This is a genomic window from Archangium sp. Cb G35 (assembly GCF_001896145.1).
Taxonomy (GTDB): Bacteria; Myxococcota; Myxococcia; order Myxococcales; family Myxococcaceae; genus Archangium; species Archangium violaceum.
Genome location: NZ_MPOI01000011.1, coordinates 251,892 through 266,065, shown reverse-complemented (window position 1 = coordinate 266,065; position 14,174 = coordinate 251,892). Strand labels below are relative to the sequence as shown.

Genomic DNA, 14,174 nt, shown 5'->3' with positions numbered 1-14,174 from the left:
GCGATGCATGTTTGAGAGTCGGGTGTTGATTGGGAGTGCGCTGCTCGTCTCCGCGCTATCGGGCTGTAATGGCCTGGGCGGAGATCCGATGGGCAATCCAGGAGGGAATGGCTCTCCCCGATTCGAGGATGTCCAGTGTGTGCCTGATGTTTCGGGTGGGAAGACCATCGTCGAAGGAAAGTCCTTGAGCTGTGTCTTCCGCCTGGAGGGGGAAGCGGGCCGCTCTGTCTCCTCCCGTTGTGAGGATGCGTCGGGGGCCGCCATCGACTGCGGTTCCTCCTCGCCCATGCAGCTTCAGCCGTTCGGTTCCAACAAACTCCCGGTCAAGGATGGACTGTTCATCATGTCCACCGCGAGGCTCGGGAGCGGGAAGCGCACCGTGGTCTGGGTGGCGGATGATGGCGAGCACACGGCTCGCTACCGGCTCGAGGTCAACATCGTCCCCGATGATGGGGTGAACGGAGCGCCTGGCGTCGAGTTCAACTGCGGTGGAGACACGGATGGCTCGGTGCGTGTATCGGCCGGGGCCCAACTCACCTGTACGGTGCGGTTCGTCGATCCGGATCCCGATACGCTCTCCTGGTCCTATGCGCTGGCTTCCGGGTCAACGCCTCAGAACGAGGCTACACCCTTTGGGGGATCGGGCCAGACGCCGCATGAGGTCGTCTGGCGTTGGAGCACCCAGGCCAGCGAAGCCGGGAAGACGTGGACCTATGCCTTCACCGTCAATGACGGTACTGCACCCGCCGTCACCCGGAACCTGACGGTTTCAGTCGAATAGAGCACTGTAGGTATTTGCGGTCATTCTCAAGTGTCGGCTCTCCCGGCGCTCACGGGGAGCGTGTGTCGATAATCCATGATTGACTTAGGAGTCGGGCGATGAAGAAGCTCGTGTTACGTTGGTGTATTGCCCTCGGACTGCTCACCTCTTGCGGTGGAGCCGAGGATGGGCCTACGACGATGTCTGCGGCGATGGAGCAGGCGGTGAGTGGTCAGCTCACGGCCAGTCCACTCGACATTCCGTGCAATGGGGCGACCACGGTCAAGGTGACGCTCGACGCTGGGTCGAGTACTTCCGGGCGTCCCGTGGACATCATGCTGGTGCTCGATCGCTCTGGAAGCATGGCGGGCTCCATGGGGACCCTGAAGGAGGCGGCCATGGACTTTGTCGACAAATTCGACGCGGGCGACGGGGCCAAAGATGGCGTGTTTGCCAATGGCAGCCGGATCGGCATGGTCAGTTTTGCGTCCGAGGCCACGTTGGATCGGCCGCTCACTTCGACCGCCAATAGCGTCAAGACCGCCATCAATGGGTTGGTGGCTTCGGGCCAGACGAACCATGAGGCGGGAATCTCCACCGGTCAGGGGCAGCTTGCCTCTTCACCGAATGCCCGTGTCATGATCATCTTCACCGATGGGAACACCACGGCGGGTGATGACCCGCTGGATGATGCGGAGAGAGCGCGCAACGCCGGTACGGAGATCTTCGGAATCGGTTTGGGAAATTCCATCAACCAGAACGCGGTCCGTTCCTGGGTGTCCGCGCCCGTGAGCGAGCACGCCTACTTCACGGAGGATGCAGGCACCCTCCAGCAGATCTTCGATGAGATCGGGACGGTCATCGTCCGGCCGGCGGCCACGCAGGTCGTGGTCAAGCTCGCCGTCCAGCCGAGCTTCTCGGCGAGTGGTGCATCGGCGAGCAAGGGGAGCGTTTCCGCCTCCCCGTCCCTCATCACCTGGTCCATCGATCAGCTCATGTCCGAAACGGTGACGCTCACGTATGTGGCCACGCATGACAACCTCAAGCCGGGTGGGGCGCTGCCGATCCACGCGTCGGCGACCTATTCGGATGCCGAGGGCAATGTGGTGATGTTCGCCAACCCCACCGTCAACGTGCGTGGCTGCGCCGCGATCCTGGTCCTGACGCCCAAGGTGGGCACCCACTATGTGGGCGAGACGCACACGGTCTTCGCCCGGGTTCTCGATGACTTCGGTGATCCGGTGAGCGGGGTGACGGTGGGTCTCTCCGTGACCGGTGGGCCGAGCATCGTGGATGGGGAGCCGAGTGCCCCGACCCCCTCCGCGGGAAGTGGCATCACTGATGCCAACGGGCAGGTGCCCTTCTCGTACACCAATGTGCAGGCCTCCCCCGATACCATCACGGCCACCGCCGCCGTGCAGCCCAACGTCAGCCGGGTCCTGACGGATACCGCCGCGCACACCTGGCTGCCCCTGCCGGCGTCCATCGACATCAAGCCTCACAGCGATCCGAGCAGTTACGGGGCCAACTCCAAGGGGAACATCCCGGTCGCGCTCATCGGATCCGCCACCTTCAACGTGACCCAGGTGGATAATTCCACCGTGTACTTTGGTGACGCGCCCACGACCATCGGGGACGCGCTCGCCAAGCGCGGCGCCATCGAGGACTACAACAGTGATGGCGTGTCCGATAAGGTGTTCCACTTCTACTTCCCAGCCACCCACCTGGATCCGACGGATGTCGAGGGGTGCTTGAGCGGTGAGATCCGAGGGCTGGACTTCCTGGGCTGCTCGGACGTGAACATCGTTCGACGCCTGAAGAAGTGAGCTGCCCCAGGTAGACCCCTATGTAGACAACGAGCCGCAGGGCCCCCAGGGTCCTGCGGCTCGGCCGTTCCCCGGGCGGACGACTTCCCAGGTCTTCTCCCCTGGCACGGACGCGCATGGGAGTTGACGGGCCCCGGGCAGTGGGATTAACCGCCCATCCATGGCCTGGTTCTCCAAGAAGCCCCGTATCGCCACCGCCCCCGAGCCCATCGAAGCCCCCAGCCGCATGCAGGGGCTCTGGGCCAAGTGCGAGAGCTGCGACGAGATCATCTACCGGCAGGAGCTGGAGAAGAACCTCAACGTCTGCCCCCACTGCGAGCACCACCTTCCCTGGGCGGCGCGCGCCCGCCTGACGTCCCTGCTCGACCCCGACAGCTTCGAGGAGTTCGACAAGGAGCTGGAGCCGCAGGACCCGCTCGGGTTCTCCGACTCGAAGAAGTACAAGGACCGGTTGCGCTCCACCCGCAAGGCGCTCGGCGAGAACGACGCCTTCATCTCCGGCGTGGGCCGCATCGAGGGCAAGCCGGTGTCCATCGGCTGCTTCGTGTTCGAGTTCATGGGCGGCTCCATGGGCTCGGTGGTGGGCGAGAAGGTCACCCGCGTCTTCGAGCGCGCCCATGAGCTGAAGTGCCCGGCCATCGTGTTCTCCGCCTCGGGCGGCGCGCGCATGCAGGAGGGCATCTTCTCCCTCATGCAGATGGCCAAGACGAGCGCGGCCATCGCCCGCTTCCGCAACGTGGGCAAGCCCTACATCTCCGTGCTGCTCCACCCCACCACCGGCGGCGTGGCGGCCTCCTTCTCGTGGCTGGGTGACATCATCCTCGCCGAGCCCAAGGCCCTCATCGGCTTCGCCGGCCCGCGCGTGATCGAGCAGACCATCCGCCAGAAGCTCCCCGAGGGCTTCCAGCGCTCCGAGTTCCTCGTCGAGCACGGGATGATCGACGCCATCGTGCATCGCAAGGAGCTGCGCGCGAAGCTGGGCCAGCTCGTCACGCTGCTCGGCTAGTCCCCGCGAGACATGGTGCTGCCCCGGACGCCGGCGGAGGCCCTGGAGTTCTTCTCCCGGCTCAGCCCCTCCAGCATCAAGCTCGGCCTCGAGCGCGTCCAGGACACCCTGGCGGCGCTCGGCCACCCCGAGCGCCGCTACCCCGCGCTCCACGTCGCGGGCACCAATGGCAAGGGCAGCACCTGCGCCTTCTCCTCCGCCGCGCTCCACGCCGCGGGCCACCGGGTGGGGCTCTACACCTCGCCCCACCTGGTGCGCGTCAACGAGCGCATCCGCGTGAACGGGGAGGAGATCTCCGACGAGGTGTTCGGTCAGCGGATTCTGGAGGTGCTCGAGCGGCACCCGGACGCGGCCACCTCGCTCACGTACTTCGAGTTCGGCACCGTGGTGGCCTTCTGGCACTTCGCCCGCGAGGCCGTGGACGTGGCGGTGGTGGAGGTGGGCCTCGGCGGACGGCTGGATGCCACGAGCGCGTGCCAGCCGCTCGTCACCGCCATCACCGCGGTGTCCTTCGATCACATGGAGTACCTGGGCAACACCCTGGGGGCCATCGCCGGGGAGAAGGCCGGCATCCTCAAGCCGGGCGTGCCCGTGGTGGTGAGCCGCCAGGAACCCGAGGCCCTCGCCGCCATCGAGCGCAGGGCAGGGGAGGTGGGGGCTCCCGTGCTGCTCGAGGGCCGTGACTTCTCCATGGTGCCGCGCCCGGACGGCCGCCTCGCCTACGAGGGACCGGGCCTCTCGCTGGAGGGTCTCACCCTGGGCCTCCGAGGCGAGCATCAGCGGCAGAACGCCGCGGTGGCACTCGCCTGCCTGGAACTGCTCGCCTCGCGCGGTATCTCCGTCTCCCCGGAGGCCCTGCGGGCGGGATTCGCCGGGGCTCGCTGGCCCGGACGCCTGGAGGAACTGGGCGGCTCGCCCCCTGTGCTGCTGGATGGCGCTCACAACCCCGCCGGTGTGCAAGTGCTGCTCGCGGGCCTGCGCTCCTTGTACCCGGGCCGTAAGGTACATTGCGTATTCGGCGTCGTGGCCGACAAGGATCGCGGACCGATGCTGAGCGCACTCCTGCCAAGCTGTACGTCGGTCCATCTCACGCCGCTCGATACCCCTCGCTCGCTGGCCCCCGAGCGCTACCTCGACGAGGCTCGTGCTTTGTGTGCGGACGTGTGCGCCTGGCCATCGCTGGACGCGGCCCTGGCAGGCGCACGCGCTCGCGCCGCACCAGCAGACGTCATCCTGTGCACCGGTTCACTGTTCCTGGTGGGTTCCGTACGCGCCAGGATCGGCGGAAACCTTGGCGCGTTGCATCACAGTTCGTAGATTCAAGGCATGCGCTTGCCGGATTGGAGAGCGGCGACTCCAACGGGTCCCCATACACCGACGGTCGATGAGCTCGACTTCCGGTCGCTGTATCAGAAGACGAAGTACGTGGTGGAGACGGCCGATGGCTGGTCTCTCGTCATCACCCGCTATCGCCCCGTCAAGCAGCCCTTCGCGCAGCCCCTGTTCGGTGAGCCCCTGCTGTTGGTGCACGGTTTCTCACAGAACCGGCACGCGTGGACGAGCGGCCAGTTCGTGAAGAACCTGCTCTTCTTCGGGGTGGACATCCACATCCTGGAGCTGCGCGGGCACGGAAAGAGCTCCATCGAGTTCCAGAAGGAGCGCGCCGCGCGCTTCCGCCGCCCGCTGCCGCAGGACCTGGACTACGGCTGGGACATCGACAGCTACTTCCTCTATGACCTGCCGGCGGCCGTGTCGGGGGTCAAGCGCATCACCCGGCGCGAGCGCATCTTCTACTGTGGCCACTCCATGGGCGGGATGCTCGGGTACGGCTACGCCGGCATCCACGACGACTTCGAGGGCCTCATCACCATCGGCTCTCCGGCGGACCTGGGCCGGGGCATCGCGGCGCTGCGCGTGCTGGCCCTGGGCACTCCGTTGCTGGGCGCGGCCATCGACATGGGGATCGCCGGCCTCAACCTGGAGGAGCGCGTCGGGCACACCGGGCGGATGCTGCTCGCGCGTGGCGCCTCCGCCGTCAACGAGAAGCTGGCCCGGTGGTTCGAGCCCAAGGACGGGCCCCAACAACGCAGCTTCCACTACATCCCGGTGGATGACTGGCTGAAGTTCGCGGAGAAGCAGCTCGCCCGGGCCGAGGACCATCCCGTCTTCAACCGCCTCACCACCCGCATCAACCGGTTGAGCAATCCCGCCCGCGTCAGCTCCAAGGACGTGCGCTGGCTGCTGCGCGAGGGCGGGGAGCGCGAGCCTCGCAAGGTGGTGGAGCAGTTCGCCCGGTGGATCCGCCGCGGGGAGATGGTCTGCTACCGCACCGGCTTCGACTTCAAGCGCGGTTTCTCGAAGATCCACATCCCCATGGCCATCATCTTCGGGGACATGGATCCGCTGGCCTCGGTGGAGTCCACCCGGAGCGTGTACCACGCGGCCCAGAGCGAGTACCTGCTGTGGCGGCCGGTAAAGGGCAACAGCCACATCGAGCTGACGATGGGGCACGACATCCGGCAGATCTGCTACGACATCAAGAACCTCATCGAGTACGCGCGCACCCACCGCACCCGCAAGCCGGCACTGCCCCGGTTGCGCTGAGCGGGCCGCCGCACGGGGGGAGCGACCGCCGCTCGTAGACCGGTTTCCGGGGAGCAGCCGTTCAAGGCTGGAAGTGCCGGGCCGGATGGCCATCTTCAAGGCACGAAACACCACGCTCGCGGCGGGATTGCTGGAAAATTGGAGCCCTGGCACCGCGTGCTAGCTTCGAGACGCAATGCGTCCGTTCGAAGGGAAGTCGCCGATGAAGGCCATCCTGGTTGTGGTGCTTGCCTGCGTGATGGTGCCCGCCCTGGCCCTGGCGCAGGAGGGGCAGGCCCCGGGCAATCTCAACACCATCACGAGCGTCAACGTGACGGGCGGCCGGGTGGAGATCGTGGGCTCGAAGAAGCCCAACTTCACCACCTTCACCATGACGGATCCGCCCCGCCTCGTCATCGACATCTCCGAGGCCGTCTTCTCCGGCGTGAAGGAGGAGATCGCCGTCGGCAACGGCACCATCACCGGCATCCGCACGGCCAGCTACGGCTCGGACGAGTCCTCGATCGCCCGGGTGCTTATCGGCTACGAGCGGGAGGTGGAGACGGACATCCAGGCCTCCGGCAACACGTTGGTGGTGACCATCGCGGGCGGTGGAGGCACGGCCGTGGCGGAGCGGCCCGCCGCCGCCCAGGGCACGGCTCCGGCGGCAACGGGTACGGCTCCAGCGGCGACGCCCGGTACCACCGCGGAGCAGGCGGCCGTGGCGGCGCGGACGGACCGCCAGCAGCAGGAGAAGGCGGTGGCCCAATCGGCCGCGGCGGCCCAGGCGGATCGCCAGCAGCAGGAGAAGGCGGCGGCCCAGGCCGCTGCGGCGGCCCAGGCGGAGGCCGAGGCCCAGCGGCAGGCGCAGGCCCGGGCGGAGGCCGATCGCAAGGCGCAGGAGGAGGCCGCGAAGGTGGCGGCCCAGCAGGCCCAACAGTCCGAGCAGCGGCGTCTCCAGGAGGAGCGGGCGGCGAAGGAGGCCGCCGCGGCCGCGGAGAAGAAGCGCCAGCAGGACGAGGCCCGTGCCGCCGCCGAGGCGAAGAAGCAGCAGGCCGCCGATGAGAAGGCTCGCCGTGAGTCGGAGGCCCAGGCCGCGGCCGCGGAGAAGAAGCGCCAGCAGGACGAGGCGCGCGCCGCCGCCGAGGAGAAGAAGCGGCTGGCCGCCGAGGAGCGGGAGGCGAAGCTCGAGGAGGCTCGTGCCGCCGCCGAGGAGCGCCGGCGTCAGCAGGCCGAGGCGCGCCAGGCCCGCGTCGCCCAGGCGGAGCGGCCTCGTCAGGCGCCCTCGCAGGGAGACAGCGCGGACGTCTCCTCGCGCAGCAAGGTCATGACGCTGGTGGGCTTCAGGCCCGCCCCCTCGGGCTCGCGCGTCTTCGTGCGCACCAACGAGCCCGTCAGCTACAACGTCACCGAGGGGAACAAGGAAGTGGTGCTGGAGCTGGAGAACACCCGCATCTCCGAGTCAAACAACACCCGCTCGCTGAACACCTCCTTCTTCGACACGGCGGTGGTCTCGGTGGACGCCGACCCGGGTCCCTCTCGCACGGTTCGTGTCGCCATCAAGCTCAAGGAGCAGGTGCAGTTCGAGACGCGCCAGAACGGCAACGAGGTCTCCATCGAGTTCCAGAGCCCCTCCGGCCGCTGAGCTCCCGTAAGGGCTTTCACCAGGTAGGAGAGCGTGGGCTCGGATGCCAGCTCTCGAGCCTGAATTTTTTGCCTGAAGGGCCCGCTCCCACGTGCCCTCCACGGCCACGCGGCCGATGACGCACCGCGGGTATGAACGTGGGGCTCGGCTTTGGACTCGGGATGCGGTACGAGTTCGTTACAACACCGCCACAAACTCGCGGCGAGTTCTTCCTCCTCATTTGGTAGGGACGGCGGGATTCGAGAAGGGGGCGGGCGTGTCCGGGCTTCGGAGTGAACCGCATGGTTACGGAGCGTGGGGACGTTCGGATCCGGGAGGCAGGAATCCCGGCCGCGTGTGCGTGGTTCTTCACTCCTTGACTGGATTCCCCCTGAGGAGGACGAGGTCTTTCGTGTCGGAACTCGGCAAACGTATCGGACAGCGTATTCGTGAACTTCGCACCCAGCGCCCGGAGCGTTGGACGCAGGAGGAACTCGCGGAGCGGGCGCAAATCAGTGTCTCCTTCCTCTCGATGATCGAGCGGGGAGAGCGCGTTGCGCATGTGGAAACCCTTGCCGCCCTGGCCTTGGCCCTGGGCGTGAGCCTGGGCGAACTCTTCGCGGGAACGGAGGAGACGCCGGCGCAGACAGAGGATTTGCTGCGGCCGTTGTCGGACTTCGCTCGCGCGAGGGGCCTGACCGCCCGGGATGTCGACCGCCTGCTGGGCGTGGCCCGGGCCATGTTCAACGGCTCCGCGGCCTGACCCAGGCAGCCCTGAAAAGGCCGCTGTCCTTGACTGGACGCATCTGAGACCAGGAAGATGGAAGTCCTCTTCTAAGGAGTCTTCTCAGATGCGTCTGGGTCTCGCCGTCTGCATGGCGATCGCGAGTGGGATGCTCGCGGCATGCCAGCCCTCACTCCCGGCCACGCTGGAGTTCGTGGATCAATCGCCCCTTCAGCCCAAGCTGGGGGAGATCACCACGTTGCGCTTCCGCGCGATCGACTCTCGTGGTCAGCCGCAACCGGGTGTGCGGATCGTCTTCGAGACGCAGGCGCCCGTCTCGGGTGTCGAAATCAATCCCCCGGAGTCCGTCACCGACGTAGGCACCGGCATCGCTTCCACCCAGGTGGTGGCCAAGGGCGGCCGTGTGTCCTCCGTGGTGGTGATCGCCCGGGTGGAGGAGCTGACGGTGACCAGTCCCGCGGTCACCTTCGCGGGCTCCGCCTCCAACTCCCGCCAGTTCACGTTCCAGTGCGGCTCCATCGCCGGCAATGGCTCCGGTGGTATTCACTCCATTGGCGCCTACGACGAGACGCGGTACCTCATCGCGGGCGTGAAGGTGGACTGCATCGCCCACGTGGCCGACCGCAACGGTGATGGTATCGCCGGGGCGCAGGTGTCCTTCCTCACCGAGGCCGGCACCATCGGCCCCAGCGCCACCAGCGTCACCGACGTGGTGGGCAACGCCCAGGTCATCTACAAGACCTCGCTGCCGATGCCCGACGACGTGTCCCCGGGCACCTTCTCGTGGACCCCGCTCAACGACGAGACCCATACCGGCGAGTACATCGCGCCGCTGTGGATGCACCCGTTCACCTGGCAGGACGATCCCATCACCGGCTACCTCGCGGAGCCCACCCTCCAGGAGCCGCGCCGGCCGGATCCCATCCGTCCGGGCAAGGAGAACAACCCCCGCGACAACCTGGTGAGCATGATCGCCGTCACCACGGGCGAGGAAGCCTTCGACGATCTCAACAACAACGGCGTGCGCGACGCGGAGGAGCCCTACGTCGACCTGACCGAGCCCTTCGTCGACAACAACGACAACGGCACGTGGGATCCCAAGGAGCGCTACGTCGACGCCAACGGCAATGGCAAGTGGGACGGCAAGAACGGCAAGTACGATCCCATCACGCTCATCTGGGTCCAGGAGCGCATCATCTGGACGGGCTGGCCGCATGACCTGGACCGCGGCATCACCTCGCGCAACCCCAAGGCCGTCGTGCGCCAGCTGGTGCCGGCGCCGACCGGCACCCCGCCCCGGAACATCCGCAACATGCTGAAGTTCGACGCGTACGTCGCCTCGTTCCTGCTGGCGGATCCCTGGTTCAACAGCATCGCCCGCAACGGCGAGGCGGATGGCTGCGAGAACGGCTCGGTGGGCCCGGTGGAGGTGACCACGTTCCTCAAGGGCCAGGCCTTCACCTATCCGCCCGTCACGCTCATGTCCTACGCCGTGAAGGACGTGCGCGATCCCGCCGCCAACCCCCCGGCGCCGGACTACCCCCGGCCCATCGCCTACTCGGTGACCGCGCCGTGCGCCTTCACCGCCTCGCCGGTGCAGGGTCACGTGGTCATCGTGAACTCGCCCACCGTCGAGGGCACCATTCAGTAGGCGGCCCGGCAAGGGCATTGACCCCGGGCCCCTGCATCCGTAGCGTCCTCCCCGGCTGATTGGCGAATCAACCGGCCGGGGAGAGACACCGCGTGAGTCAGCGGCAGAGCAAGTCGGAGGCGGCAGGGAACCGGGAGAGTGAGCGGCGCCGCACCATCCTGCGCGCGGCGATCGACGTGTTCGCGCGCAAGGGCTACCACGGGTGCCGCATCGCGGACGTGGCACGAGAGGCGGGCGTGGCCTACGGGCTCGTCTACCACTACTTCAAGAACAAGGACGAGCTGCTGGAGACCGTCGTCGAGACGGGGTGGAGCGGCTTCGTCTCGCGCATGCGCGCGGTGGCCGAGGACGAGGGCAACTCGCTCGAGCAGAAGGTGCGCGGCATCGCGGACGTGGCCTTCGAGGCCTACCGGGTGGACCCGCGTGCGGTGAAGGTGCTCATCCTCGAGGTGGCCCGCAGCCCCGCGGGCACCCAGGTCGTCAGCCGGCAGCAGGCCTTCCTCGACACCATCCGCATGGCCGCGGACATGTTCGCGCGCGCCCAGGGCACCGGAGAGCTGCGCGCGGACCTGGATCCCATGCTGTGCGCCTCACTGCTCTTCGGCGCCATCGAGCTGGGCCTCACCGCCTTCGTGTCCGGCTTGATGGAGGATCGCGGCCCCGAGGCGCTGGAGCGCGCCAAGCTGCAGATCGCCGAGTCCTTCCTTCGCGGCGTCCTTCCCGGCGCCGCCCCTTCCGCGGAGGCAGCATGGAAGCAGGAGAAGGTGTCGTCCGGTACCAGGCCCAAGGCGGGCAAGCGCTCCTGACCATCGATCGGCCGAAGGCGCGCAACGCGCTCTCGCCCGAGGTGTTGCGGGAGTTGATGGCCGCGCTGGATCGCGCCGAGGCGGATGCCGCCGTGCGCGTGGTGGTGCTCACCGGCGCTGGCGAGAAGGTGTTCTGCGCCGGGGGAGACCTCGGGCAGATGGGTGGGGAGGGAGGTTTTCTCGCCACCCACGAGGGCCGCCGTGCCTATGGCCGGTTGCTGCTGCGGCTCCAGGACGTGCGCAAGCCCACGGTGGCACGCGTCAACGGGCACGCGCTCGCGGGTGGGCTGGGATTGGTGCTCGCGTGTGACCTGGCCGTGGCCGCCGAGCACGCCGAGCTGGGCACGCCGGAGATCGACGTGGGGCTCTTCCCCATGATGATGATGGCGCTGCTGCAGCGGCACGTGGGCCGCAAGCGGGCGCTGGAGATGGTGCTGACGGGCGAGCGGGTGCCGGCGCGTGACGCGCTCGCGCTGGGGCTGCTCAACCGGGTGGTGCCCGCGGCGGGGCTGGACGCGGTGGTGGAGGGGCTCGTGGAGAAGCTGGCGGGCAAGAGCCAGGCGGTGTTGGCGCTCGGGCGCCGCGCCTTCTTCACCGCCGAGGACATGCCCCTGCCCGCCGCGCTGGAGTTCCTGTCCTCGCAGCTGTCCCTCAACGTGCTGGCCGAGGACGCCGCCGAGGGGATCACCGCCTTCATGGAGAAGCGGCCCCCGAAGTGGAAGGACCGCTGACGGCGGCTCGCTGACGGCTACTCCTTGTCGCGCTGGGTGACGGCGGGGGCGGGCTCGCCGGTGAAGTCGAGCTTGAGCAGCGTCTCGCCGTCCACCCACATGTCATCCACCTTCACGCCCCAGTGGAGGTGGGGGCCGGTGACGCGGCCGGTGGCGCCCACCTTGCCGAGCAGCTGGCCGCGCTCCACGCGCTCGCCATCCTTCACGTCCGTGGCGGACAGGTGGAAGTAGGCCGTGTAGAGGCCCGCGCCGTGGTGCACGAGCACCGTGTTGCCCGAGGCGTACGCATCGCGCGACATCACCACCGTGCCCGCGTTGGCCGCGTACACGGGCGTGCCCGTGGCGCCGCGGATGTCCGTGCCGTAGTGCTGGCTCTGCTTCTTGCCGTTGTACGTGCGCAGATCTCCATAGGGCGCGGTGATGGTGTCCTGGCGCGGCCAGGCGAAGTTCTCCTTGAAGACGGGCGCGACGAAGGCCTGCGCGAAGGCGGCGGCGAAGGCGGCCTTGTCCGCCTCCATGCGCGCCTGCACCTCCGGAGCGGGCTTCTTCACGGTGAACTTCTTGGCCACCTTCAGCGTGCGCGAGGGCCAGCCCGCGGCCACCACGTCCAGCGAGCCCGTGAGCTCCATGGGCGCGATGAGCCCCTGGGCGGGCACCGACACCTTCACCGGCACCTGGCCCGGCGTCAGCTCCACCGGAAGTCCGGTGAGGGCCTGGAAGCCCTCGCGCGTCGGATAGAAGCGCAGGGGGCGCTCTCCGAGCGTCCCGGTGGGAACCTGGGTGAGGCCACGCACGGTGACGAGCACCGGGTCACCCGGACGGGCCGTGGCGGGCTGAAGGGAGAGAAGGGGACGCTCCTCGGCGGCGAGAGCGGACAGGCCGAGGGCCAGCAGGAGGAACGGAAGCCTTCTGAGCGGGGCGATGTGCACGGGGGCGAGATATGCGTGCGGGGAGGGGGGGCGTCAACGAATGCCGACAGCGCCAACCCCCCGAATGTCCGCCGCGTGGCTGTCAGCGCCGCTTGCCGGAGGGAGGGAGGGCGCATGCTCCGCCCTTCGAGGAGCAGGCGGACGGGCGGGCCCATGGTGAGCCTCGAAGTTCCCTCCGCTCGCATGGCTCCCTAGCTTGCGCGTCATCCGTTTTCTGTTTCTGAGGGGGAGATAATCGGATGCCGCGCAACTTTCGTTTCGAGCACTTCAACGCACCCAAGACGTCGACTCCGGCCCGTGGGGTGCGCCGCCGGGACAAGCAGGCCTTGTCCGCGCGGCACGCGGTGGAGCGCCGATCCGACAAGGAGATCCACTACGGCCGCAGCCATGCGGAGACGGAGGAGATGTTCCAGGTACGTGCCATGAACGCGCAGCTCGAGGCGCTGGCGGGGCTGTCGGCCAACGCGCCGGTGAAGCCCACCGCCACCAACCGGGGCCAGCCCATCGGCGCGTTGCCGGTGGCCGAGGAGCCCACGATGATCTCGCGCGCGGCCCTGCGGGACGTGTTCGACGAGGCCCTGCGCCAGTTCCGCGCCCTCCAGTCGGGCCTCCAGGACGCCACCCGGGCCACGGGGCGGCTGTTGTCGCTGCCCATGGAAGCGGCCCGTCTCGCCGCGCAGCGCATCCGGCTCGTGCAGGGCTAGTCGCCCGGGAGCAGGCCACCCGTGGAGCTCACGCTCGTCTCCTACAACATCCACAGTGGCGTCGGGACGGATGGCCGGTTCGATCTGAACCGCGTGGGGGACGTGTTGCGCGAGGTGAACGCGGACGTCATCGCCCTGCAGGAAGTGGGGGACTACCGGGGCGTGACGCCCCGCGAGGATCAGCCCGAGCACCTGGCGGACCTGCTCGGGCTGCACATGGCCTTCGGGCCCAACGTGGTCCGCAATGGGCGCCGCTATGGCAACGCCATTCTCTCGCGGCTGCCCATCCTCAAGTCGAAGAACTATGACCTGAGCGTGCCCCGCCGCGAGCCCCGGGGCGCCCTGCGCTGTGACCTGGATCTGGGCAAGGGCCGGCAGCTTCACGTCTTCTGTCTGCACCTGGGCCTGAGCATCAGCGAGCGCCGCCGCCAGGAGGCCCTGCTGCTGTCCGCCGACATCCTCCGCGACGCCGTGCGGAATGATCCGGTCGTCGTGTGTGGGGATTTCAACTATTGGGGCCCCGGTGCGGTGCCCGGGCTGGTGCGCCAGGCCATCCACGACGTGGCCCTGGAGCTGGGCAGCCGGGTGCGCACCTACCACTCCCGCATGCCGATGCTCCGGTTGGATCGCATCTACGTGGACGCGGGTGTGAAGCCGTTGTTCCTCCAGGCCCACCGTACTCCGCTCTCGGCGGTGGCCTCGGACCATCTTCCCCTGGTGATGCGCTTCGAGGCGCCCATGGAAGCCCAGCCCCCCCTCTCGGCACCGGTGGAGCTCATCGGCTAGCCTGGGGCCTCCGGTCCGTTGGA

At 68.1% G+C, this 14,174-nt stretch carries 13 protein-coding genes; 12 read left to right on the top strand and 1 reads right to left on the bottom strand.

Going from position 1 to position 14,174, the window contains the following annotated elements:
* The first annotated feature begins 139 nt into the window (after positions 1-139).
* From BO221_RS31770 to BO221_RS31725, 10 genes are all read left to right on the top strand, one after another.
* The gene (locus BO221_RS31770) at positions 140-781 is read left to right on the top strand and encodes a hypothetical protein (RefSeq protein WP_143195792.1); all 642 of its coding nucleotides are present in this window, start codon (positions 140-142) and stop codon (positions 779-781) included.
* A gap of 179 nt (positions 782-960) precedes the next feature.
* On the top strand, positions 961-2,586 hold the full coding sequence (locus BO221_RS31765) for a VWA domain-containing protein (protein WP_158079946.1): 1,626 nt from the start codon (positions 961-963) through the stop codon (positions 2,584-2,586).
* Between the two features lie 160 nt (positions 2,587-2,746).
* Complete coding sequence (gene accD / locus BO221_RS31760) at positions 2,747-3,592, top strand: acetyl-CoA carboxylase, carboxyltransferase subunit beta (protein ID WP_073564582.1); 846 nt, start codon at positions 2,747-2,749, stop codon at positions 3,590-3,592.
* Positions 3,593-3,604: 12 nt separating this feature from the next.
* Positions 3,605-4,909 (top strand): folylpolyglutamate synthase/dihydrofolate synthase family protein, encoded by a 1,305-nt coding sequence (locus BO221_RS31755; RefSeq protein ID WP_073564581.1) that lies wholly within the window; start codon positions 3,605-3,607, stop codon positions 4,907-4,909.
* A 9-nt stretch (positions 4,910-4,918) separates the two neighbouring features.
* Complete coding sequence (locus tag BO221_RS31750) at positions 4,919-6,196, top strand: alpha/beta fold hydrolase (RefSeq protein WP_073564580.1); 1,278 nt, start codon at positions 4,919-4,921, stop codon at positions 6,194-6,196.
* A gap of 175 nt (positions 6,197-6,371) precedes the next feature.
* Entirely contained in the window at positions 6,372-7,820 is a 1,449-nt protein-coding gene (locus tag BO221_RS31745; RefSeq protein ID WP_233166332.1) for an AMIN domain-containing protein, read from the top strand.
* Positions 7,821-8,211: 391 nt separating this feature from the next.
* Entirely contained in the window at positions 8,212-8,562 is a 351-nt protein-coding gene (locus BO221_RS31740) for a helix-turn-helix domain-containing protein (protein WP_043403443.1), read from the top strand.
* 88 nt (positions 8,563-8,650) lie between these two features.
* Positions 8,651-10,195 (top strand): Ig-like domain-containing protein, encoded by a 1,545-nt coding sequence (locus BO221_RS31735; protein ID WP_073564578.1) that lies wholly within the window; start codon positions 8,651-8,653, stop codon positions 10,193-10,195.
* Between the two features lie 92 nt (positions 10,196-10,287).
* Complete coding sequence (locus tag BO221_RS31730; protein WP_073564577.1) at positions 10,288-11,001, top strand: TetR/AcrR family transcriptional regulator; 714 nt, start codon at positions 10,288-10,290, stop codon at positions 10,999-11,001.
* A complete protein-coding gene (locus BO221_RS31725; protein ID WP_073564576.1) occupies positions 10,944-11,732 on the top strand; it encodes an enoyl-CoA hydratase/isomerase family protein in 789 nt (262 codons plus the stop codon). Before BO221_RS31730 ends, BO221_RS31725 begins: the two co-directional genes overlap by 58 nt.
* Before the next feature lie 17 nt (positions 11,733-11,749).
* Here the strand turns inward: BO221_RS31725 and BO221_RS31720 are convergent, their stop codons facing one another.
* Positions 11,750-12,661, bottom strand: coding sequence for a M23 family metallopeptidase (locus tag BO221_RS31720; RefSeq protein WP_073564575.1), 912 nt, complete (start codon positions 12,659-12,661; stop codon positions 11,750-11,752).
* 239 nt (positions 12,662-12,900) lie between these two features.
* On the opposite strand from BO221_RS31720, the gene BO221_RS31715 reads away from it, so the two are divergent.
* On the top strand, positions 12,901-13,365 hold the full coding sequence (locus BO221_RS31715) for a hypothetical protein (RefSeq protein ID WP_073564574.1): 465 nt from the start codon (positions 12,901-12,903) through the stop codon (positions 13,363-13,365).
* A 21-nt stretch (positions 13,366-13,386) separates the two neighbouring features.
* Positions 13,387-14,151, top strand: coding sequence for an endonuclease/exonuclease/phosphatase family protein (locus tag BO221_RS31710; protein WP_073564573.1), 765 nt, complete (start codon positions 13,387-13,389; stop codon positions 14,149-14,151).
* The last annotated feature ends 23 nt before the right edge of the window (positions 14,152-14,174 follow it).

Bases quoted from the DNA above. Each gene is read 5' to 3' on its own strand.
- BO221_RS31765 (WP_158079946.1), top strand. From the start codon at position 961: ATGTCTGCGGCGATGGAGCAGGCGGTGAGTGGTCAGCTCACGGCCAGT.
- accD (WP_073564582.1), top strand. From the start codon at position 2,747: ATGGCCTGGTTCTCCAAGAAGCCCCGTATCGCCACCGCCCCCGAGCCC.
- BO221_RS31755 (WP_073564581.1), top strand. From the start codon at position 3,605: ATGGTGCTGCCCCGGACGCCGGCGGAGGCCCTGGAGTTCTTCTCCCGG.
- BO221_RS31750 (WP_073564580.1), top strand. From the start codon at position 4,919: ATGCGCTTGCCGGATTGGAGAGCGGCGACTCCAACGGGTCCCCATACA.
- BO221_RS31745 (WP_233166332.1), top strand. From the start codon at position 6,372: ATGCGTCCGTTCGAAGGGAAGTCGCCGATGAAGGCCATCCTGGTTGTG.
- BO221_RS31735 (WP_073564578.1), top strand. From the start codon at position 8,651: ATGCGTCTGGGTCTCGCCGTCTGCATGGCGATCGCGAGTGGGATGCTC.
- BO221_RS31725 (WP_073564576.1), top strand. From the start codon at position 10,944: ATGGAAGCAGGAGAAGGTGTCGTCCGGTACCAGGCCCAAGGCGGGCAA.
- BO221_RS31715 (WP_073564574.1), top strand. From the start codon at position 12,901: ATGCCGCGCAACTTTCGTTTCGAGCACTTCAACGCACCCAAGACGTCG.